Source organism: Bradyrhizobium sp. P3_C3 (assembly GCF_056402655.1).
The window spans coordinates 37,403-57,887 of the sequence record NZ_JBFUGY010000036.1 but is presented as its reverse complement, the minus strand read 5'-3'; the positions used below and the strand labels follow the sequence as shown (position 1 = coordinate 57,887).

Annotated in this window: 17 protein-coding genes and 2 pseudogenes; 7 read left to right on the top strand and 12 right to left on the bottom strand. The window is 58.9% G+C overall.

The features are described from left to right. Nucleotides 1–4: 4 nt before the first annotated feature. The 4 genes from AC1DW2_RS32350 to AC1DW2_RS32335 all read right to left on the bottom strand — a co-directional run bounded on the left by AC1DW2_RS32350 (nucleotide 5) and on the right by AC1DW2_RS32335 (nucleotide 2,424). A complete protein-coding gene (locus AC1DW2_RS32350) occupies nucleotides 5–712 on the bottom strand; it encodes an ABC transporter ATP-binding protein (RefSeq protein ID WP_477007975.1) in 708 nt (235 codons plus the stop codon). A gap of 47 nt (nucleotides 713–759) precedes the next feature. Continuing rightward, nucleotides 760–1,434 (bottom strand): methyltransferase family protein, encoded by a 675-nt coding sequence (locus AC1DW2_RS32345; RefSeq protein ID WP_477007974.1) that lies wholly within the window; start codon nucleotides 1,432–1,434, stop codon nucleotides 760–762. Further along, nucleotides 1,434–1,688, bottom strand: coding sequence for a DUF2933 domain-containing protein (locus tag AC1DW2_RS32340; protein ID WP_477007973.1), 255 nt, complete (start codon nucleotides 1,686–1,688; stop codon nucleotides 1,434–1,436). Before AC1DW2_RS32340 ends, AC1DW2_RS32345 begins: the two co-directional genes overlap by 1 nt. A 76-nt stretch (nucleotides 1,689–1,764) precedes the next feature. Next, nucleotides 1,765–2,424 (bottom strand): Spy/CpxP family protein refolding chaperone, encoded by a 660-nt coding sequence (locus tag AC1DW2_RS32335; protein WP_477007972.1) that lies wholly within the window; start codon nucleotides 2,422–2,424, stop codon nucleotides 1,765–1,767. 358 nt (nucleotides 2,425–2,782) lie between these two features. Between AC1DW2_RS32335 and AC1DW2_RS32330 the strand changes: the two genes are divergently transcribed. After that, nucleotides 2,783–4,171 (top strand): hypothetical protein, encoded by a 1,389-nt coding sequence (locus AC1DW2_RS32330; RefSeq protein WP_477007971.1) that lies wholly within the window; start codon nucleotides 2,783–2,785, stop codon nucleotides 4,169–4,171. A 744-nt stretch (nucleotides 4,172–4,915) separates the two neighbouring features. Here AC1DW2_RS32330 and AC1DW2_RS32325 read toward each other — a convergent pair. Beyond that, nucleotides 4,916–6,139 carry an OpgC family protein gene (locus tag AC1DW2_RS32325; protein WP_477007970.1) on the bottom strand — a complete coding sequence of 408 codons (1,224 nt, stop codon included), beginning with the start codon at nucleotides 6,137–6,139 and terminating at the stop codon, nucleotides 4,916–4,918. Nucleotides 6,140–6,983: 844 nt separating this feature from the next. Between AC1DW2_RS32325 and AC1DW2_RS32320 the strand changes: the two genes are divergently transcribed. Further along, a complete protein-coding gene (locus AC1DW2_RS32320; protein ID WP_477007969.1) occupies nucleotides 6,984–7,961 on the top strand; it encodes an AraC family transcriptional regulator in 978 nt (325 codons plus the stop codon). Nucleotides 7,962–8,731: 770 nt separating this feature from the next. On the opposite strand, the gene AC1DW2_RS32315 is transcribed toward AC1DW2_RS32320, so the two are convergent. Beyond that, complete coding sequence (locus tag AC1DW2_RS32315; RefSeq protein WP_477007968.1) at nucleotides 8,732–9,550, bottom strand: BA14K family protein; 819 nt, start codon at nucleotides 9,548–9,550, stop codon at nucleotides 8,732–8,734. Nucleotides 9,551–9,660: 110 nt separating this feature from the next. Next, nucleotides 9,661–10,596 (bottom strand): class I SAM-dependent methyltransferase, encoded by a 936-nt coding sequence (locus AC1DW2_RS32310; RefSeq protein WP_477007967.1) that lies wholly within the window; start codon nucleotides 10,594–10,596, stop codon nucleotides 9,661–9,663. Nucleotides 10,597–11,704: 1,108 nt separating this feature from the next. Between AC1DW2_RS32310 and AC1DW2_RS32305 the strand changes: the two genes are divergently transcribed. From AC1DW2_RS32305 to AC1DW2_RS32290, 4 genes and pseudogenes are all read left to right on the top strand, one after another. Continuing rightward, nucleotides 11,705–12,718, top strand: coding sequence for a helix-turn-helix transcriptional regulator (locus AC1DW2_RS32305; protein ID WP_081369135.1), 1,014 nt, complete (start codon nucleotides 11,705–11,707; stop codon nucleotides 12,716–12,718). A 169-nt stretch (nucleotides 12,719–12,887) separates the two neighbouring features. Next, entirely contained in the window at nucleotides 12,888–13,238 is a 351-nt protein-coding gene (locus tag AC1DW2_RS32300) for a hypothetical protein (RefSeq protein ID WP_166344282.1), read from the top strand. A gap of 199 nt (nucleotides 13,239–13,437) precedes the next feature. After that, nucleotides 13,438–13,851 carry a hypothetical protein gene (locus AC1DW2_RS32295; protein WP_477007966.1) on the top strand — a complete coding sequence of 138 codons (414 nt, stop codon included), beginning with the start codon at nucleotides 13,438–13,440 and terminating at the stop codon, nucleotides 13,849–13,851. Nucleotides 13,852–14,915: 1,064 nt separating this feature from the next. Then, nucleotides 14,916–15,096, top strand: a pseudogene (locus AC1DW2_RS32290) (transposase); the annotation flags it as partial. A gap of 13 nt (nucleotides 15,097–15,109) precedes the next feature. On the opposite strand, the gene AC1DW2_RS32285 reads toward AC1DW2_RS32290, so the two are convergent. From AC1DW2_RS32285 to AC1DW2_RS32265, 5 genes and pseudogenes are all read right to left on the bottom strand, one after another. Next, a complete protein-coding gene (locus tag AC1DW2_RS32285; protein WP_477007965.1) occupies nucleotides 15,110–15,679 on the bottom strand; it encodes a TetR/AcrR family transcriptional regulator in 570 nt (189 codons plus the stop codon). Nucleotides 15,680–15,985: 306 nt separating this feature from the next. Then, nucleotides 15,986–16,822, bottom strand: coding sequence for an enoyl-CoA hydratase/isomerase family protein (locus AC1DW2_RS32280; protein WP_477007964.1), 837 nt, complete (start codon nucleotides 16,820–16,822; stop codon nucleotides 15,986–15,988). Between the two features lie 189 nt (nucleotides 16,823–17,011). Continuing rightward, nucleotides 17,012–17,184: pseudogene (locus tag AC1DW2_RS32275) on the bottom strand (transposase); the annotation flags it as partial. A gap of 203 nt (nucleotides 17,185–17,387) precedes the next feature. Next, complete coding sequence (locus tag AC1DW2_RS32270) at nucleotides 17,388–18,215, bottom strand: alpha/beta fold hydrolase (protein WP_477007963.1); 828 nt, start codon at nucleotides 18,213–18,215, stop codon at nucleotides 17,388–17,390. 125 nt (nucleotides 18,216–18,340) lie between these two features. Continuing rightward, entirely contained in the window at nucleotides 18,341–18,958 is a 618-nt protein-coding gene (locus AC1DW2_RS32265) for a glutathione S-transferase family protein (protein WP_477007962.1), read from the bottom strand. Nucleotides 18,959–19,279: 321 nt separating this feature from the next. Between AC1DW2_RS32265 and AC1DW2_RS32260 the strand changes: the two genes are divergently transcribed. Next, nucleotides 19,280–20,455 (top strand): branched-chain amino acid ABC transporter substrate-binding protein, encoded by a 1,176-nt coding sequence (locus AC1DW2_RS32260; protein WP_477007961.1) that lies wholly within the window; start codon nucleotides 19,280–19,282, stop codon nucleotides 20,453–20,455. Nucleotides 20,456–20,485 lie beyond the last annotated feature (30 nt).

The following is a 20,485-nucleotide window of genomic DNA, read 5'->3' as shown; positions in this document are numbered from 1 at the left end:
ATCGTCACCAGGTGAGCTTGGCGGCTTCGCGTCGGGTCTCGTTCTTCCGGACCCGAGAAATCCCGCCGTCGGCGAAGAACAGCACCCTGTCGGCGACCTGCTGGATGCTCGCGTTGTGCGTAATGATGACGGTGGTGGTCCCGAGCTGCCGGTTGACCCCGAGCAGCGCCTCGATGACGCGAATGCCGGTCTTGGAGTCCAGCGCCCCGGTTGGCTCGTCGCAAAGCAGCACCGCGGGGCGCTTCGCGATCGCACGCGCTATGGCGACGCACTGCTGCTCGCCGCCGGATAGCTGGGCGGGAAAGTGATGCATCCGCTCTTCGAGTCCGACGAGCGCGAGGGCGTCGGCGGGTCGCATCGGGTCGTTGGCAACCTCGGTGACCAGTGCAACGTTTTCATACGCGGTGAGGCTTGGCACCAAATTGTAGAACTGGAAGAGGAAGCCGACGTGGTCGCGGCGATACATCGTGAGGTCGCGCTCCTCAAGATCCGTCAGGTCCTGATCGCGAAAGAACAGCCTGCCGCTGGTCGGCCGGTCGAGACCGCCCATGATGTTGAGCAATGTCGTCTTGCCGCTCCCCGAAGGCCCGAGCAGCACGACCACTTCCCTCTCGGCGATTTCGAGGTCGACGTTGTTGAGGGCATGCACCATCACCTCGCCCGAGCCGTAGGTCTTGGTGAGTGCCTTGGCGATGAAGACGGGCTCGCTCATCGACTTCCTTTCGAGCTAACCGTCCGACGGCATCTCCCGCGTGAAGGTCAGCCGTGACGATGGCCGCGGGAAGAGCCATGACCGAACAGTCGCCCAAGACGGGGAATGAACGCCGGTACATCTGCTGCGTACCTCGGGTAGGCCTCGCCGAACTCGGTCCGAGCCTCAAGTTCCTCGTCGCGTGCCAGCTTTACGTACATGACGTGCAACACCGGAAACATCGCGAGCGTGAGGATCGTCGGCCACTGCAGCAGGAAGCCGAACATCACCAGGATGAAACCGACGTACTGCGGGTGCCGGATGTAGCTGTATGGGCCGCTGGTCGCCAGGCGGCGGGTCTGCTGCGCGTCGTACAAAACCCTCCAGGCGGCCGAGATCAGAATGAAGCCGGCGGCGATGAAGACGAAACTTAGGATGTGGAACGGTCCCGCGTGCGGATTTGCCCTCCAGCCGAACATCACCTCCAGCAGGTGGCCAGCGTCATGCGAGAACCAGTCGACATTCGGGTAATGCGACTGCAGCCAGCCCGAAAGGAAGTAGATGGTGAGCGGAAAGCCGTACATCTCCACGAACAGCGCGACCAGAAACGCGCTGAAGGCGCCGAACGAGCGCCAGTCGTGGGAGGTCTGCGGCTTGAAGAAGCTGTAGGCAAACAGAATGAAGACCGCCGAATTGAGGATGACGAGGCTCCAGAGGCCGTACGCGGGGGCGGCATCGTGCATCAGTTGCCTCTCCCATCACTCGATCGACCGTCGCCGTGATGATGGCCGTGTCCTCCGTGCATGAAGAAGTGCATGAGTGGGCAGGCGAGGAGCGGCAGCCAGAGCAGCAACCCGAGCACGTGAGCCCTGTGTTCGGTGAACAGGAGCGCGCCGGCGATGACCAGGAATCCTACCAGGACCAAGCCGGCCTTGGCTTTGGTTGACATGCCCTCTTGAGGGCGCCCTCCGTACCCGGAATGATCCTGTACCGACATCCGCGGCTCCTGTGGTTTATAGGAGCATAGGAGCGCCGTTGCCATCATTGTTGAGGCAAATCAACGGCTCGTAGTCTCAATTGCCGTCCATCCGCATGGAGCCTATCCGACGGCTCTGCATCATCGGCATCATGCCCATCTGCGGCGCGAGCAGTTCGTCGGCAGCCTTCTGCTGCTCTTCGGAAAACGTGGCGACTAGGTCCGAAAGCGCCGACTTCATCGACCGGGTTCCTTCCAGTCGCGCCGCGAGCCACTTTTCCTGCAACGTAAGCTTTTCGAAGAGACCTGGCGACCCGGCGCTCTGTTGAGACATCATCGAGCCGCGCATGTCTCCCAGTGTCTTGGCTTTGGTCCGCAGCGCGTCGGCGAACGCGTTCCAGGCGGACTGCTGTGCGTCGGTTATCTTGAGCTCCGTCCGGAGGAACGCGATCCGGCCCTCCACGTGATCAATCGTCTCCATGCCGCCCATTCCGTCGCCGCCAGACTGCCGCATCATGCTCATCATCCGCATCATGTCGGACATGGGCATATTGCCGTCCGTCATGCTTATCATGCCGCCGCCCATGCCCTGCGAGGGGCCCGTACTGCGCGGCGTCTCCGGAGGAGCAGTCGACTTGGCCGCCGGCGCCTCTTTTTGATCCGGATGATGGGCCTGATGGTCGGCGGGTGATTGAGCGAGTGCGGGGTAGCTCAGGGCGGTAAGCAGCAGCGCTATGGTCAGCGTCGGGATTCGCATCGCCCTCTCCTTCGGGTCGGCATTTGATGCAATAATGCCGATCTGGATCGAGGCCGACTTGATGCAAGTCAACCAAGGCCGGCTGCAGGGAGCTTACAAGACATCACCACCGATCTCTTGCACGTCCGCTACGGGCCATTCGCGACATTCTAGCGGTGCGCCGACGAATTCCGGTCTACCCCGATAGGCAGACATAACGCATTCGTGAACCTCGCCACAGGGCGACCGCTGTCCTTGCGAATGAACACAAGGGACGGCAGGGGCGACCAACCCTACAGCGGGAAGACTTGCCACAGCGCCTGCCTCGGCTGCATGTCAGGACGTTCGAGGCAGCATTCCCGTTCCGGGGAGGCGCGATATGCTGCAGTTGAAAGACAAGGTCGGACGGTTCGCGACGACAGGGCGCAGCTGCCAAAACTGGAAAAAAGATCAGGAGCTGGTCATTTCGCTGCTCAACAAGATCGCCATTTCCGACGGCGGCGCCGAGAACACGCTTAAACCGCAGATGGTCGTGACCGGTTATGCCAGCGACGGCCTTTACAACTCGATTCTGTACTTCCAAAAGAAGAACTTTCCCGGCACGCCTGACGGCTATGTTCGGCCTGCCGGCCCGACATTCAGTCGGCTCGTTGAACTGTCGACAAAGGCGACTGCTAAGCCCGCCCTGCCAAAGGGCCAATGGGACGCAATCGCGACTCCTTCCGTCGATGCTGCACTTCGCAAAGGCCTCATCGACGATTCAAAGCTGGACTACGCAGAGATCGTTGACATCATCCGGGCTACCGTCGCAGACGGCATGGTCACCGCATTCGAGCTGGACGACCTGACCACCATTGCGAACACCTCCAGAACGCTCTCCCCCACCTCGAAAAAGCTCATCACGCTCTTCGTCGGAGAAGAATACAAGGAGAAGCGCGGGATCGGACCGTACGACCTCAATTCCGACCAGAAAAAACTAGCCGCGGAAATGGTCTGCGATTTCCTGAAAAACACGAGGACGACGTTCTTTCCGAAGCTCGACCCACACCGCGTCGGCATAGGTATTCTCAGGCGCATTGCGAAGCCGAGCCTCATCAATCAAGATCAGGGAAGTCTGTGCGGGCCATCCGCCCTGATGTTCGGCTACGCGTCCGACAAGCCAGGGTCTTACGCGCGGTTCGCGATCGATCTCTATCAGAAGGGGCAGGCGAACCTTGGCCGCCTGCTGATCAAGCCGGGAAAGGATGTGAGGAACTTCACGCCACCCTGGTCACTGGACCACGTCGATTGGCTGACATGCGCCTCCATACGCGATTCGGAGAACTGGTTCCTCGATTTCGACGACACAGGCAAGATCAGCGATCTTGCGGGTGTCACCCTGCCGAGCGAAATGGAGCAATGGTTTCGCAAGGCAGGATACCGGGACGTGCGGGAGAATACCAACATTTCGCGATACAACAAAGACATCGACGATGTAAACGAAGCCAACCGGCTGCTCGACAGCGGATATCGCGTATGTCTTTTCATAAGCGCCAATATGATCGACTATGACGACCAGTCCGATAGAGGCTCCGCGTTTACAATGCACTGGGTCGTGCTGCGCGAGAAGATACAAGTGATGAACGGATACGTGAAGGCGAAGGTCTTCTCATATGGCGATGGAGACTACGTGATACCGCATCCGCAGGAAAAAACCGGTGCCGTCAAGCCCCTCGCCGTTCGGGACTTCCTTATGAATTTTTATGGGTACGTTGCCGCCAAGGGGTGACCGGGGCCAGAAGCGCCGAAGGCATCATCATGCTGGTCACGCACGAGATGGCCTTCGTCCGATGTCTCGACCTGCGTCGGCTTCATGAATGCCGGCATCACGGCCGAGGATCGGCACGCCCGAGGAAACCATCCGCCAGCCGCGCAGCGAAACGGCTGAAGGTTCTTGAGCCGATTTCACGAGGCGCACCGAGGCTTGTACTCGCAGAACGCCCGGCAGTCAGGGCGCGTATGAGGTCCGCTGTGCCCCTGATAGCGGCGCAATAGCGGATCTCAGCAGAGGTCGGCTTTGGGTCATAAGCCRTCGACGACGACTACGGAGGGCGACTGCCGCTTTAGTCCCGATAGCGGACATAGTGAGTGCCCTACCCCATGCGGCAACAGCCCCTTCGAAGAAGATGGGTCACCGTCCGCGATTCGAGAGTGAAACATTTTGCCGCGGGCGTGGCGGAAGTACTGATAACTGCGGCAGGTACTTCTCCTTTCCCTGTTAATAAGCGCTACCAACTCGTTCTGGGGGAAGGACTGCGTCAGTCAGGCTCCCAACGCAACTTGAGCGGCAAGCCGGTCTCGGACGAGAGACGCTCGGCCAGTGCATGCGCCTTGTCGGCGCTGCCGAGGACAGTAGCCATGTCCGACCAGCTGATCGATGAGTGCATTGCGGTTATGAAGGCGCTCCGCACCCAGGCTCTCTTAGTCCAAGTCCGAAACGGGTCAAAAGCCGACACCGTGACCAATACGACAGCTAAGGGCCAAGAGCTTCCCTGCGCGCTCCATCCGCAACCTGCCAGCTAGAGAATACGGACCCGATCTTCTCGGTCGATTGCGTCCACCCGGGGTAATGACCGCGTCTGACGCTGATCCGGTTCAGCAGCATCGCGACGACGATCATCGCCAGGATTCCAGCAAGACTGAGCACGACCTGCATCGCAGGCCGGTCCGAAATGTCAAGCAGCGTCAGGTGGCTGGCCAGCGCCAGGAGGACGCCGAGACAGTAGATTGGCAGCGAATTCTCGCCGCAGCACCTCGCGCAGCGCATGACTGGCGTCGATAGCCCGCGCCAATCGTGAGGAACGAACCGTAGCACCACAATTGCAAGAGCCAAGAAATGCAGCAGCCGGAACGGACTGAGATTCGATTTATCCAGCGGGAAGACCAGGGTCGTCAAATTTTGCGGGACCAGCGGTTTGCCGCTGCAACTCAGCGTCAGGACCAGGCCAAAAATCAGATAGACAACAGCAAGAGTAAGCGTCGTGCGCGACGTCACCCAGGGCCAGACCCTCTCCCCTTCGATGACGCACCACGCGCCCAGCACGATCAAAAGCTGCCAAGCCAACGGGTTGAAGAACCAGGCGCCGTTGGGCCAGGCTGGAACGCTCCAGCCGAAGATGTGCACGAGCGCATAAAGCAACAGCGAAACACCAAGCGTAACGTTTGGTGCACGCAGCAGCAGCCACAACAGCGGCGCGAACAACACGTGAAAGATGACGAAAGTCGGCAAGACGTCGGTGTTGACAGGGCGATATTGCAGGATTGCGGCATGCGCAAGCGTCGCGCCCGGATGATCGAGCAGAATCCGCGTATTGCTCTCGTCGGCAAGCCGATCGCTGCCCGCGAGGTAGACGAGGACGGTGCAAGCGAGCGTGAGCAGCAGAAACGCGGCATAGATGTCCCATCCCCGCCGCAGCGAACGACCAATCATGCCGCTCCAGCCCTCGCGCTGACGTGCCCTGCCGTAGGCCAGCGCGCAGGTCACGCCCGAAATGAACATGAATATTTCGGCGGCATCGCAGAAGCCGTAGTTGCGCGGTGTCAGCCAGCTTCCGATGTTGTTGGGAACATGATCAAGAAAGATCCACCATAGCGCGAGCCCGCGACAGACATCGACGCGCAGGTCGCGGCCAGCCCCCCTGAACTCCGGCGGAGTTTCGCCGATCAATCGCTTCGAGGTGTGAGTTCGATCGTGCATCGGTTGGACCTGCCGGCGTACTCGCACATCGGTCGATGAGAGGCTCTGCTGCTCTGGGCTGGGGTGCCGAGCGGGGTATCCGACCAAACGATGCGGTTACGAGCCCGAGCTACCTGATGGTTGGAGGCTCTTTCGTTGGCCAGCCGGTGCTTTGATTGCCTGGGCCGGAAGGTTCGCCGTCCTCCCAAAACGTTTGCAATATGTCGTCGCTGGCAACCGGTATCAGAAGCTGCTTCCGCATTTCGGCGAGGCGGGCACGACAATACTCACGGTAAAACATCTCGACTAGGGTGGACATGATCGAACCCTCGCTTGATCATCACCATTGACGATAGATTTCGACCATTTCAACCGGCGGTAAATATCAACGGCGCCGGAGTAGTTTGTGTCCGACGAACTCGGATGACGACGATGTGGCCGACGAGGCGCGACACGAAATCGGTATCAGAGAACGTCTAGTGCTGCAGGACAGTCTGTCCGCGGATCGTTGAATTCCATCAATCGCGAGAGTCATAGAAGCGGAGCTTACGGGTTCACCCCGCCAAGGATATCTAAACTAGATCCGATAACGGCAATCAGAAATAGAGCCATCACGACCGCCTCCTCTTAAAGGAGATTTTTTGACGCCACGGCCTTCGCAATCACTATAGACCTAATTTCTGGCCGCTAAGTGAACGAGTTCACATCAGCATTGAACTTAGCTGAGCGAGACTAGCAGGCCAATGGCGTAGCTTCTTGGACTCTTGCGCACAGATCAAACAAGTTCGGTGCGCGAACTGCAAAATGCAGATACCGGTGAGTTTGTCGCATTTGATCCCGATGTCCAACAAGGCTGGAGGTCCCCATGTCTATGGACGCAGCCGAATTCGTATCACATCGATTCTCGACGCGGGAGTTTCCGGAGCGGATGCGAATCCCGCTATGGCGCGAGGACTTTGGGCGAGGCATAGTCCACGCTGATATTGAGCCTCTATCGAACGCACCGTTTCAGGCCTACGCAACGCTGCAAGCGATCCGAGGTTTGCGCAGGCTCGCGCTGAAAGGCTCCCCTATGCGTTTCAAGCGCTTGCAGGCGAGCATCGCTGATGGTGATGACTCGATCGGAGTCATCCTCTGTTCTCCCGGCAAAAGTCAACTATCGCAGCGCTGTCAAGAAATCGAGCTTCACGCCAGCGACGCCATCGCAATTCTGCATTCCGAACCGGTCACCGTCACCTATGTCGACGGATTGCTATTCGGTCTTGCCGTACCGCGCGACGCGCTTGCACAGCGCGTGACGAACGTCGAAAGCCGCGCCATGCGGCCGATTTCTCACCGAAGTGAAGCGCTCCGACTTCTCATGGCTTATCTCAAGTCGGCATTTACTGAGAGTGTTCTGGCCACCCCGAAGCTGCGAGATGCGGTCGTGGCTCACATCCACGATCTCCTGGCGCTCGCAATCGGCGAGTGCGCTCCCTTGGGCGAGAGCAGTGCGAGCGCTGTCGTGACTGYGCGCCACGACGCCGCCCTCGATTACATCGAGACACACTTTCAAGAACCAGGGCTCAGCGTCGAGATGGTAGCTCGTTGCCAAGGCATCTCACCTCGCTATCTGCAGCGCCTGATGGCATCATCAGGATCATCGTTCACCGGGCACGTGAATGAGTTACGCCTCCAACGAGCGCTCAAACTGCTGACCGAGCCCAGCGCCAGCGCGCGGCTAATTTCCGATATCGCCCTAGAGGTCGGCTTCTCGGATGTTTCGCATTTCAATCGCTTGTTCCGAGCTCGCTTCGGCGATTCGCCGCGTGGCGTTCGTTGCGCCCGAAGGGATCCCAGCTGATCCATCTGCCCCAGATTGGCGCGTGCGCGTGACGGTCACCAATGAAGGCCGCCAATTCGTTCGCAGCTTTTGCGCCGCACGATACTGCAGGCTGTCCTCGCCCCGGCAAAGCTGGCTGCTCTCGGGCGCGTCAATGCCCCAGAGCCGGATGCGCGCTCCGTGGATTTTAAGAGTGTCGCCGTCGATGATGCTGGCTTGGCCGATTAGGTCAACAGTGAAAGCTGCGCTCGTACACGCCACGAGCGACAACAAGGCGGCGGCGCAATATCGCAAGGCCGCTAGGCACAAATCCAAATGATCACCAGCGTTATCGGCAGGCTGATACCTAATGTGCCACCAATCAGCAACGCGAACGCAGAAAGCAAATTCCCATCAGGCTTTGCTGCTCGGTCGGACATAGCCCGTTACTCCATCGAGCTGCCCCGAGAGGAGGCTGAACGGTTATGGTTAAGGAAAGGTTAATTCGCCTTTTTTCTTAGCGAATGCTGGGGCTTATGCGGCAGCGCGATTTTCCTTATCCTCACCCCGCATCACGATCTTAAGCGTGTTGTCCGGCAATGGCCGCTGCAACGCCTTGGCCTCATCCCACGGCGCGCGCATCCAGACATCGCGTTCTTCATCGGTGGTCAGGATCAGGCCTTCGCATGGATCGACAAGACGACACGTTCGGTGACGTCGTCGGGAAGCCGCAGCAGACGAGTGAGGGCGGCTGCATCTCGCTGCCATAGCGGCAGGTCAGCTAGACTTGTTGCCGAAACACCGCCCCGCACTTATGGGCAGGAACGCCGCCGTCCGTCATAGCCGATGTAAGTCCCGGAAGCCGGATCGTAGGTCTGAAAGTGCTGGCAGCCGTAGCCCCCGCGCGGTTTGTGTTCAACGCGAGCTGATTCGCCTGGTTTAATCGCCGATTTGCTGTTCTCCGTGGCCACGTCCGGTTGACCTGCGGTCTGGGCGGGGTTCACGAAGGCGGCGTAGCTGTTTGCCCAGGCAGGCAAGGAGACACTGGGCCTCTCTTCCACAACGGCAGGTTTCTGTTCCATGGAGCGCCGCGCGTCCGCCAGTTCGGTTGCAAGCGCTTCGGCCCTGTCGTGCTCCTGCTGCAGAGACTGCCACAGTACCGCCGTCGCGCTGTCGACCGCTTGGCTGAACTGGTGCGCCTCGCCGTTGGGCATCGACAGCAGTTTCCCGACGTACCGCCATGCCTTCACAAGTTCTTTTTCGAGCGCCTCAGCCCTGGCGTGCTCTTGCTGCAGAGACTGCCGCAGTTCCGCTGTCGCGCTGTCGACCGCCTGCTTGAGCTGCGCCGCCTCGTCGCCCTTCGAGAATGGCGTCTGTTGCGCCATGACCGGCGGGACGATCGTGATGAGCTTAGATAACTCCTGCTGAGTGGCGTATCGTGCCACATAGGCGACGACGTCGGCGTTGAGACAGAACCCGATGAGTGCCGCCGCGACGAGGGTTCGGGCGATCCAGGAAATTGCAAATCCCCGCCGCGCGTGTGACGCCTCGAGGATGACGACGTTTGGTGCGGTCTTAATCGTATGGCGCATGTAAACCACCGCCGGGTTATCAGGCCATTGCTTCTTCACTTCGCCGGAAGCCTAACCCCACCCGTTGTGCGCCTCAAGTTTGGTGTTACTCCTCGGTGATAGCTCCGGTTGCCCGGCGATGCGCCGCCCCGAGCGGGAGAGGCAAGCCGCTACCGATTGCGGTGGACAACGTGCCGGACACAACGGAGGCCCCCGCGTTGACGCGCTCGCGTCGAGGTCGATGATGGGACGCTTGGTCCACTGCGGATGCGTTTCCCAGGATGGCTGATGGGCACGCAGTGCCGGGTGCGTGATTTTCGAGTTCCAATCGTACAGAGATAGTCGCGCGGCATGGCTAACCCGACCGGCGAGCGGTGCTTCTCATGCATCGCGATGAAGTCTCGCTGAAGTGCCGTGCGCCTTTCAGGGTCGAGCGACGCAGCCAGCGTTTTTGTTGGACCATAGCCAGTCACAAATATGTCCCATACCGTTTGGCCGCTCGGCATGCGGAGTACCGTGGTGCCAGGTTCAAAGGCCAGATCGAATGTATCGCCAAGCAATTCCCGAACGCGGCCTTCCCGGCCCCACGCGAATGGCGAAGGAGGAGGATTGTCAGGCGGTGGCGGCATGTATGGCCGCATTGTCTGGAATATTTCTTCAACCGCGCTGCCAGGCAGCCAAGTGACCAACCCCAGTCGCCCGCCCTTGCGCGTGACACGTGCCAACTCGGCAGCTGCAGCCTCGGGGCACGAGACAAACATGACACCGAACGTCGAAGTCACACAGTCAAAGCTTTGATCCGGAAATTCCAGCGCTTCGGCATCGCCGACCTTGAAGTCGATCTCCGGTGCAATCAGTTTCGCCGCCTCGATAACGCCTTCACCAATATCGATACCAGTCACCTTTGCGCCTCGATTAGATAACCGCCGCGCAGTCCAGCCCGTGCCTGTCGCAACGTCAAGGATGCGCTCTCCCGGTTGCGGCCAGATTCGATTCACGACGTGATCAATGGCGTCTGCTATACTTTGGCTCACGGTATCGTAGGACGCGCCGCCGGAACCCCAAGTCGCGGCGGGTTTGAGGTTATGAGCAAGAATTTGCGCCATGAAATTTACTCCTCGATCTCGATGGAATAATCAGCTCAGTCGCTTGAGCCCGGCGTGATGAGAACATTGGCACGCAAGACGAACCTCAACCACAGTTTACAAATCGGTTGCGGCACAATGTCTCAGTTCAAGGTAGACCGCCTAGCGCGATGATGAGCGCGCGTCCGAAACAGATGCATGTCCTCTGCAACTGCAACCACGGATTTTCTCGCGCCAGATAATCTCGATAGGTTCGGCCGCACGGTCCCCGCGCTTTTCGTCGCCCTCCATAGGACCCTCGACCATCCTGTCGTGTCCGTGCGATGCACGACGTGGAAGCTATCGCGTCCTGCGAGGACATCAGTTTTGACGCATCCGCTAAATTGGGTCTGGATCGCTGCTACATGCCAAATTGATTATAGCTGCGCACGCGCGCGTCATTGGTTGTGAGGGGTTCAAATCATGACGAAGCACTTTTCGAGGCGCATCATGACTGATGTGCTCGTAGTCCTAGTATCTGTAGTGATGATCACGATTGCAGTGACATTTTTGGGCGATCCCATTCGGGCCCGCATCGCTGCTTCTATCCCAACCCCATTCGATCTTGCGATGGTCAAGACACTCGCAACCGCTGAACCGAGCAAACTGAGCCTTCCGCGCGCGCAACCGAGTTGCCGGCTTCGTTCCGCTCCTCTGCAATGGAACGTAGACTGGCTTCTCCGGCCGCCCGCAGCTCGCGGATGATGTGGGCTTGCTAAAGAAGCAAGCCGTCTCGGTTGGCGGCCTTTAGGCACGACGTTTTCTTCACCTTTTGAGGAGTGACGCCAGTCGTATCGGCTGTGGATCACACATGCGCATCCTGAACGTTGCTCACGCACATTCTTCGTGCCCTTGCGGCATTTCGCGCATCATAGCAACCTCGATGCGAACCGTGTCAGCATCGAAAGCCTGACGGGAAATTCCTCATCTTTTTCTTGAGGTCCCTACCTCCATTTGTAATCCACCTCACACCTGCAGCGAAGCTGCGGTCCGATATTGTCTCAGTCTTGGCGTCATTCGAGGAATTTACAGATTTCGTTCGGGCGCTCAGTCGTTCTTGCGTGGTTGGGCACCGAAACGGGAGGCCGGCATGCCAACGTCATCTCCCCTTGTGCGATGGTCGACTGAGATGCTGCCGGAGCGAACAAGGTTCTCCACGTTCCGTGAAGAGTTTACGCGGCTGAACCTCGCCTTGGACGTGATAGATCACAGCGGCGGCCGCCCGCGTATCAATGTCACCTACTTGCCGCTCGGCCCGGTTGGCGTTTGTAGCATTGTCACCACGCCGGTGGAGTTTATCCGTCACAAACGCCACCTCAAGGATAGCCGTGACCAATTCGGACTTAACATCGTCGAAGCTGGCCCGGTCCAATTTGCAAATGCTGGCCAAGAACATGTCTATGATGCCGGCGCCGCTTGTTTGGTTGACCGGGGAAGGCTGCTGCGAGTATTTGGGTCGCGCGGCGCCAGCGTCAAATTCGTGACCGTGCCGGCTGCCGCCCTTAGGTCGCTGGTTGCACAGCCGGAAGATCTATCAGGTCGGCCGGTGCGTCCTGGACCGGCGCTTCGCCTGCTCCACCTCTACCTGCAATCGCTCGCATCCTTCAAAGAACCTCCGTCATCAAAACTCGCCTCCACCGTCGGCACACATCTCCTCGATCTTGTAGCCGCGACGCTCGGGCCGACCGTCGAAGCTGCAAACCTCGTTACGGAGCGTGGTGTGAAGGCCGCCAAGCTGCAGGCGATCCTGGCGGAGGTCGCGCAACGCTTCGGCGATCCCAATGTCGATCTGAACAATGTTGCTGGAGCGCTCGGTATGTCGCGGCGATACGTGCAAAAGTTGCTCGAAGAGACCGGAAAGTCGTTCACCGAGCACCTTGCAGCGTGTCGGCTTGAGCGTGCCTTCGCGATGTTGACTGACCCGCACCATCTGCATTTGGCCATCATCGATATCGCGTTTGCAGTCGGCTTTGGTGATGTTTCTCATTTCAATCGCTCGTTCCGCCGACACTTCGGCGAGACGCCATCAGGCGTGCGCGCCGCATCGATGGTGCGGCAGAAGTCATCCTGCGCCTCCTCACAATGCGCGGGCGAAGGCCGCTGAAAACGCGGACAGTTCGACCTCGCGGGACGGCAGGCAGCGCGCACCGGGCTACAGGGCTGAAAGAGTTCCTTCACCTTGATCTATGGAATACGCGAACTGGCCATAACCGGGACCGCATCGCGTTGAAGAATGAGACCGTCGCTGCTGGGGGCCAAACGGAGACAATCCGATGAACACTCGGACACTTGCTGCAGCGCTCGTGGGAGCAACTCTGTTCGGCCTTACCGCTGCGCAGGCCGCGCCGAAGCCCAAGGCGAAACAGGCGGGCGCGGTCACGGTCACGGTCACCGTGACGAACTCGCGCAAAGCGGATCTAGTCCAGCTGGAGGCGGCCAAGTCCGGGTCGCCAGACTGGAAGGAAGTACTCGGCCCGCTGAAATCCGGCAAGCAAGCGTCGGCTAAACTGCCACAGGCCAGCGATTGCCGCTTCGATCTGCGCGGGACGTTCGACGACGGCCAGTCGACGGATGCCTCCGGCATCAACGTCTGCGCCGATAAGACGCTCAACCTGACCGATTGACACAGGCTCTTTTATCGCGCTCCGCATCAGCACGACGTGGCAGACGGCAGGCGCAAGTGGCTCCGGAGAGAAGAGCACGTCTTTGGTGCTCTCGAGATCAGCCACTATCGACCGAAAGAGCGTCCGAACAGCGTGCGCATCGTCCATCCAAAGAATGACGAGGAAGCCTGGTGGCCGCTTTTCGATGAGACCGGCGACCTTGTTCCCGGAGCTGATGGCCGAGCTGAATGAAATCAAGCAGACGACCGTGTCCGGCCTGGTCTTTCGACGCGACCATTCGCACCGGAGGTCACCTACCCCGCTGCCATGGATCACAGCCAAGCAGGATCTTCGCTACCTGCGCGGGGTCGTGAAAAAGATCGTTCACGCTGCCGATCTTCGGGAAGAACTGTCCTTTACATCATTCCGCCACGGCGGGTTCACCGAGGGCGCCGACAGCGATCTGACGGACGCTGAGCTCAGGGCCGCGGGCCGCCATCGCTCATCGCGGCAGTTGCCGACCTATGCAAAGCGCACACGGAAACAGCTAATTTCCGGCACGAAGAAACGGCGTGAAGAAAAGTACAAAGACAGCCGGTTTGTCGGAATAGCCATGACCCGTCTGTCGGAATGACGACCGTGACAAACCCCTAAGCTATTGAAAAGTTTGGTGGGCGCACCACGGCTCGAACCTGGGAATCGGCAGCCGGACAACCACAAAGCATCGCACGGCGCTTCTGTTCCCTGCTCGATCTCACGACAACGATTAGGCGAATCCTTCATGCGCTAGGCGAACGAAAGAGAGCCCGTCCAGCCCGTCGTAGTTGCAGACACCACTTTTCAGCAAGGATTCGATTGCCGTCGGGTCGGAGATGCGTGCTACCGATTTGCTACGAGACCGTTCGCGAGTTTTCTCGCGCAGCCTAACTGCCTGATACTACGATGGAATCGTGGTAGCGGGAGACCGCTACATGGCTAAACCCACTACTGTGGAGGCGCTGTTCTCTTACCGGAGGGCAGCTTAACTCCCGACCTTGCGGCTTGATAGCCCGCCAGAAGCCGCCGTTCTTACGCGGTCCACGCACGCCAGTGCGTCGACGTATAATTCACGATTCCGACGGAGCCGCTGATTAAGAGTCAGCGACCGGTAGAGAACAATCAATGACTTACTGGTCGCACCACTGGGCTTATCTGGCCGAAACTCGGCATTCGTCGCACGATCATTGTCGCTGCACTGCCTGATATCTGAACACGCACTACTCCGACTTTGCTGGGCCAACTGGGACTACAAGGCCATGGATCGATAGGTTCAAATCGAGGACGCGCAGCCATCTCAAATTGCTATTTGAGGCGATGGCCTGAGCGCGCGGATCGGTCGGCCGATCCGTCGGCAATATGAGAACCGACGACATTGTTTGTGGATATGGGCGGAAGGTCGGGAACGTTCTGCGAACACGGCGTCCCGAACGCAGTGACTATCTCCTAAGTTGTTGATTTTTCTTGTCGTGCCAGGTGTTTCCGCCACGTTTTGTTCACGGTCGTTTCACCCCATTCGTTGCGATTTCGTTGCGGAGCTCTGAGAGAGAACGGCCGTCTCTGTTGCATGCCGCGTCTCTTGGAGGCTTGCGTTCTCTCGATGCCGGCGGACCCAACGGCAAAGATGACAAGTGGCGTTCGAAACCTGTCCGACGATGCATCAACAACCCATCACGGGCGCTCAAACATCCGCTCGACAAGCATCTCTATGCCCAGCGCTATCTCGTCGAATGTTGTTTCTCCAAGCAAGCAATTCCGCCGCGTCGCAACCCGCTCCGAAAAGACAGCCCAAAATTACCTCGCCGTCGTCACTCTCGCAGCCATCGTCTTATGGCTGCGATAAGTGCCCACACTGCCTAGAGCTCCTTGAGTGCCGTCGCGGTCTCTGAGAGGATTTCGTCGGACAGGCCCCCTTCGCCGATTGCTCGTGCCATGGCAAGGGCACCAACCAGTGCGCTGAGCACCAAGCAGGCGCGACGTCGATCGCCAGCGGCGTCCGTACCCGGCGTCAACCCGGCCAGAAGGTCGAGGTACTGCTCGACCTGGCGTCCGTAGGCCGAGCGGGTTCGATCATCCGCGCGCGAAATGCCCTCGGCCAACCCGGCCACTGCGCATCCGGCCTCAGGGTGGGCGCGGTGGGCTGGACTGAGGTAGTCGTCGACGATCGCTTCGAGCGCCAGTCTGCCACCTTGGCCGGACGTAGCCACAGTCCGCGCACTTCCCTGAGCCAAGGCGCGTTCCACCGCGGCGCCGACCAGTTCATCTCGGGATTCGAAATGACGGTAGAAGCCGCCGTGCGTCAGGCCGGCTTCCCGCATCAGCTCCGCTACTCCGACACCGTTTATGCCACTGCGGCGCATTTGAGCCGCAGCGATGTCGACGATTCGATCGTGGCTTGCCGCCTTGTCAGCTTTCGAACTACCCATGAATGGACCTCCGGCCCCGATGCGACACCAGTTATTTGGTAACGATCCAGTTCAGGCGAACGTACGCCAAGGCTTCGGCCCCCCAGCAGGGGAATCGCATGTGAAAAAACGCAAGGAACGGTCGACACTTGTGAACGATCAGCAAGAAAGGCGTCGCTCGGCTTTCGTCGTTCGATTCCGTTTTGTTCTCGATCCGATTCCGCTGCTGGTTCGTGCTGCGCGAATTTACCGCTGACTAAAGTGCAGAAGAGAATCGAGAATTTCCACATGCGATAGCCCTGCCCCCCAGGGGGGCCGATGTTGGTGTCATTGGGTTTCGGTGCTGAGATTGCCGAGGTGATAACCCATGCGTGGCTCGAAGTCAGGACCCACTTCGTCGCGCTTTTGCGCTATCCGGGCTCCCCGCTCAGGGACCGTCGGCCAAGAGAACGCGTTGAGGAAAGCGTCCTGTGTCTCCATCAGGTCCTCAGCGGACGGCAGGGTTCTACGGTTGATCAGCCGCTTGGCCTCGGCGAGCGCAGGCTTGTCGAACGACGCGATGCGCCGGGCGAGGTTGTCGACGTGGGCGTCGAGTTCATCATCGGGGAGTGCGCGGTTCACCCACCCGTAGTGCGCTGCCGTTGCTGCGTCGAAATCGTCACTGCCGAGGACGATTTCGAGTGCCCTGGCCCGTCCGACGAGAAGTGGCAGGCGCTCGGTCGCGCCACCACCAGGGAACACGCCTGCCCCGACTTCGATCTGAGCGAAGATCGCGCGCTCCAGGCTGGCAAAGCGCATATCACATGCCAGAGCAATCTCAGAACCGCCGCCGCGCGTGCGACCCCGAATCGACGCGATGGTCACGACCGGGGAGCTGGTCAACCGTGTCGTGGCATCGATGAACGTCGGCAGACCAGTCGGCCCCGGTGTCAGGGGAAAATCGGCGAACCGGGAGACGTCGTAGTGATTGACGAAGAAGTCCGGGTCAGCACTATCGAACACAACCACCCGCAAGGTGTCATCGGACTCGATGCGACCGACGATCTGCTGCAGCTCGATGAGGGTCTCCGGATTGCAAAAGTTCAGCGGCGGATTGTTGAAGGTCACCCGCCAGTATCCCGGCGCCGCCTCGGTGATCGTGAACTGGGTCAGTGGAGTACTCATCCGAAAGATTCCTTCGTTCTAGGGCGCTGAGCACCGGACGTGTCGGGTGCGCAGACCATCTGGTCGACAAAGAGGATGACAGTCATCATCCTCTTTGTCAACGACGCGACCGCATCGAGGCCACCGGGCAACTGCTACGGATCAAACGATGCGCCTCGATGTGCGACCGGATTCGGCTACCCGCTAAGGACCGTAGCGCTCCGGCAGGTCGCGCCACGGCGTGCCGGACCGCAAAACGAAGAAGATGCCGTTGAGAACCTTGCGACGTCCGGCCGTGGTCGGCCGTTCTTCCTGCCCTCGGCTCCCGGCAACAGCGGGGCGATGATCGACCACTCGGCGTCCGTCAGATCGAAGCGTGCCATCGAGGCCTCTTTTTGGAAGCCTTGAATCATTCCGCCCACTCAACAGCAAGGGGTTTGAGCACAGAACCTAGACCGGCTGACCGACACTGTGCGGAGCACCATCAGCACCAACCTCGGCGATCCTTTAATGTGAAGTCGGCGCCCCTCAAGGAGGGTATTAGGAGTTGCTCGATCGGTCGTTTGAAGGGAGTCTTTTAGGCAACTCAGGCCGACTTCGGTCGGCCATCTTCGCCCCGCATGATGGACTGAGCGAACGAGACCAGCACAGCCGCGGCTTCAGACACTTTCTCTGGAAGCAATGCATGGCCAGCACCATGAATGATTTCCAATATGGCCAAATGGCCTACGCGATCCCGCAAGAATTGCTCCTCGGGCACGGGTGCAATCTTGTCAAATTCCGGGGCGACATAAAGTACCGGGAGCTTTTTGCCTACTTCGGTCCAACTGCTGTCAGCTGTCGCAAATGTCGCCGCGAGCTGAAATTGTGAGACCTCTGTGTACCAGCCGGGCAACCATACCGAAGCATCATGCCCTGGAGCGAAGAAGTCGCGCTGCAAATAGAATAGGCGCTCCGCCTCCGGCTTGGAATTATCGGATACGACGTTCACCGAAATCAACAGTTCGGGCGAAATCGTGCTGCCGATAATGGCCGCGAGAAGTCCGACAGATTTCGTCATCGATGGCCAATGATGAGCGAGTACCCGCGCGACCCAGTTGCCGAACGCGTGGCCGACGACAACCAACGCTTCCGGCTTTTCCGGCGCGCAATCAGCTTCGATAGCAGCGACAACATCGGCGGCAAGATCGATCAATGTGATCCCTTCGGTCGGCCCTGAACTCGCGCCTATGCCGCGTGGCTGAGGTCGTAGAACGCGAAATCCCGCCGCAGCAATCATTGGCGCAATCTCATCGAAATCGCTTGCACCTCTCGCCAGCGAGGGGAGCAGGACGATACGAGGGCCCTTGCCTTCCACAAACAGCTCGACCTGACCTTCCTGGGTCGGAATCAGCTTACGCTCGGGTTTCGACATTTTTGATCCTTTCGTTTGTGACAGCCGGGATAGTGTTCTTAGATTGGCAGCTCAATTCAGTGTAGGATGCGGCGGCGCGGCCTCACCACTCGCTTGTTACTGACGTAACATCTGTCGCTTCTTATCTAAGGCTTCGGGCTATCGAAAAATCTGGTAGCGGCCAACGATGGTCGCGACTGTATCGATTGCTGCCAGCTCGACAGAGCCGGGTACTTCTCTCGCCAACCAAGCGCTGGAAACCGAAAGTCAGCGTATTCAGCAGCGATGGCCAGCGTAATGGATGGCAAGCCAAACGGCTTTTGTGAGAGTCCCTCGACTGTCGCCTCCAGTTTTGCCCAAATCATACCTGTCTTCAGGTTGAAGGCATTAATGAGAGCAATTTGCGGTGCCTCCTTGCTGGACTCGATACGCCATTGCACCAGCAGGTCGAGAAGTCCGTTGCACAGAGAGTGCTGCCGAAGCTCTTCAATTCGTCGCTCCGCCGAGGATGGAATGAGTTTCGCCCCTCCAGCCATCTGATCGAGGTACTCGATGATGACGAGGCTGTCGTAAAGCACGGTCTCGTCATCCAGAACGAGCGTTGGGAGCTGCCCAAGCGGATTGTATGCCAATAAAGCGCGGTCGGGCTTGTTTGGCGCAACGCGGGTCGGAATGGTTTCCAACCGGTCGCTTAGGCCGAGCTCGTGTGCGCTCACGGTGACTTTTCTTACGAATGGAGATGTCGATGACCAATATAGTCTCATGAAGAAAACCCCGATCGGCTGTTATCCGGAACGTTGATCGATGCTCGCCCGTGACCATTTCTCTCTAGTCTCTCTAGCGAAGGGGTCGCCGCGCTCACGCGAGGTGCAGGTTACCTGGTCGACCACCAAGGCTACTTTCGCCCGAGCGCGACAGTCTCGATAGAATTCGGAAGCCGGGGGGATATGAAAGCCTCGCCGTCGTACCTAGTGACGTCGCAATCATCCAAATTCAGGTGCGCATTCGTCCTATCGCGCTCGGTTCGGAGCTCGGTACGGTCAAAGCCGGTCAGCCAAAGCCGGTCATTACAGCGAGGTATCTGGATGCGTTTCCTAGCAAAGTGCGTCATCGCCGCGGTCATCGGCAGTTCGGGCGTGGCAATCTCTAATCGAGCGGACGCCAAGGAGACGGTTAAGATTGCATGGGTAGGGCCGTTGACGGGTGCCCTGTCGGCTTATGGCTTAGGTGGCCGTAACTCCGCCGAACTGGCAGTCCGAGCAATGAACGCGAGTCCAGAGGCCAAGTATGAGTACGAGCTTGTGGCGCTCGACGACGAATGTAAACCGAACGTCGGGGTCCAGGTTGTAACCAAGGCAGCGGTCGACAAGTCGATTATTGCGGCAATCCCGTTCTATTGCTCTTCCACCGCCATGGCCGCAATTGACATTTTCAATCGTTATAAACTGCCGATGGTTGTATGGGCCGCTGTCCTTCCAGACATTACGTACGGCAACAACTATCCCGAGATTCATCGCGTAACTGGCGCTCTGATCGGTCAGAACAAAGTCGGCGCGAAGTTCATGAAAGATGCGGGCTATAAGACCTTCGTCGCCTTTGCCGACTCGACCGACTTTGGAAAGTCCACAACGAAATACTTCAGCCTCTATACAGGCGAGGAAGGCAACCAAGTCCTTGCAGCCTTCAGCGTTCCGCCGGATCAGCAGGATCTTTCAGCTGAGCTGACAAAAGTCAAAGAGCTGAACCCTGAAGTGGTTTTCTTCGGAGGATTGGTCCCTCTCGGCGCCAGGCTGAGAACGCAAATGGAGAAGTTGGGGATCAAGGCGCAATTCGAAGGTAATTCCGCGATCATGGGTGATGCCTATATCAAGGCAGTGGGCCCAGAATTGGCAGAAGGCACTATCGCGTTCTACGACAGCCCTCCTCTGTCGCAAACGGCCGGCGGCAAGTTCTTTACAGAAAAATACGAAGCAGCTGGCTTTAAGGAGGCACCCGAGGCTTACGGCCATTTCTCTTACGCCGCGACGACGCTTGTTTTAGAGACGATCGAGAAGGTCGGGCCAACGCGAGCTGCAGTGACCGCGGAGCTTCGTAAGACAAAAGATCGCTCGTCCATCGTGGGCCCAATCACGTTCGATGATCACGGCCAAAACATAACACTTCAGACCACCAAATACATCGTCCAGGATGGCAAGTGGATCGTCTGGGAAGACAGCGAATATGCGAGCGGCAAACGAAAGCTGAAGAAACCACAGCCGTAAGCCGATGCCCGCAATAGCGCCTCGCTAATC

Excerpts from the sequence above, each read along its gene's own strand:
- AC1DW2_RS32350 (WP_477007975.1), bottom strand. The coding sequence starts at position 712 with ATGAGCGAGCCCGTCTTCATCGCCAAGGCACTCACCAAGACCTACGGC.
- AC1DW2_RS32345 (WP_477007974.1), bottom strand. The coding sequence starts at position 1,434 with ATGCACGATGCCGCCCCCGCGTACGGCCTCTGGAGCCTCGTCATCCTC.
- AC1DW2_RS32340 (WP_477007973.1), bottom strand. The coding sequence starts at position 1,688 with ATGTCGGTACAGGATCATTCCGGGTACGGAGGGCGCCCTCAAGAGGGC.
- AC1DW2_RS32335 (WP_477007972.1), bottom strand. The coding sequence starts at position 2,424 with ATGCGAATCCCGACGCTGACCATAGCGCTGCTGCTTACCGCCCTGAGC.
- AC1DW2_RS32330 (WP_477007971.1), top strand. The coding sequence starts at position 2,783 with ATGCTGCAGTTGAAAGACAAGGTCGGACGGTTCGCGACGACAGGGCGC.
- AC1DW2_RS32325 (WP_477007970.1), bottom strand. The coding sequence starts at position 6,139 with ATGCACGATCGAACTCACACCTCGAAGCGATTGATCGGCGAAACTCCG.
- AC1DW2_RS32310 (WP_477007967.1), bottom strand. The coding sequence starts at position 10,596 with ATGGCGCAAATTCTTGCTCATAACCTCAAACCCGCCGCGACTTGGGGT.
- AC1DW2_RS32305 (WP_081369135.1), top strand. The coding sequence starts at position 11,705 with ATGCCAACGTCATCTCCCCTTGTGCGATGGTCGACTGAGATGCTGCCG.
- AC1DW2_RS32300 (WP_166344282.1), top strand. The coding sequence starts at position 12,888 with ATGAACACTCGGACACTTGCTGCAGCGCTCGTGGGAGCAACTCTGTTC.
- AC1DW2_RS32285 (WP_477007965.1), bottom strand. The coding sequence starts at position 15,679 with ATGGGTAGTTCGAAAGCTGACAAGGCGGCAAGCCACGATCGAATCGTC.
- AC1DW2_RS32280 (WP_477007964.1), bottom strand. The coding sequence starts at position 16,822 with ATGAGTACTCCACTGACCCAGTTCACGATCACCGAGGCGGCGCCGGGA.
- AC1DW2_RS32270 (WP_477007963.1), bottom strand. The coding sequence starts at position 18,215 with ATGTCGAAACCCGAGCGTAAGCTGATTCCGACCCAGGAAGGTCAGGTC.
- AC1DW2_RS32265 (WP_477007962.1), bottom strand. The coding sequence starts at position 18,958 with ATGAGACTATATTGGTCATCGACATCTCCATTCGTAAGAAAAGTCACC.
- AC1DW2_RS32260 (WP_477007961.1), top strand. The coding sequence starts at position 19,280 with ATGCGTTTCCTAGCAAAGTGCGTCATCGCCGCGGTCATCGGCAGTTCG.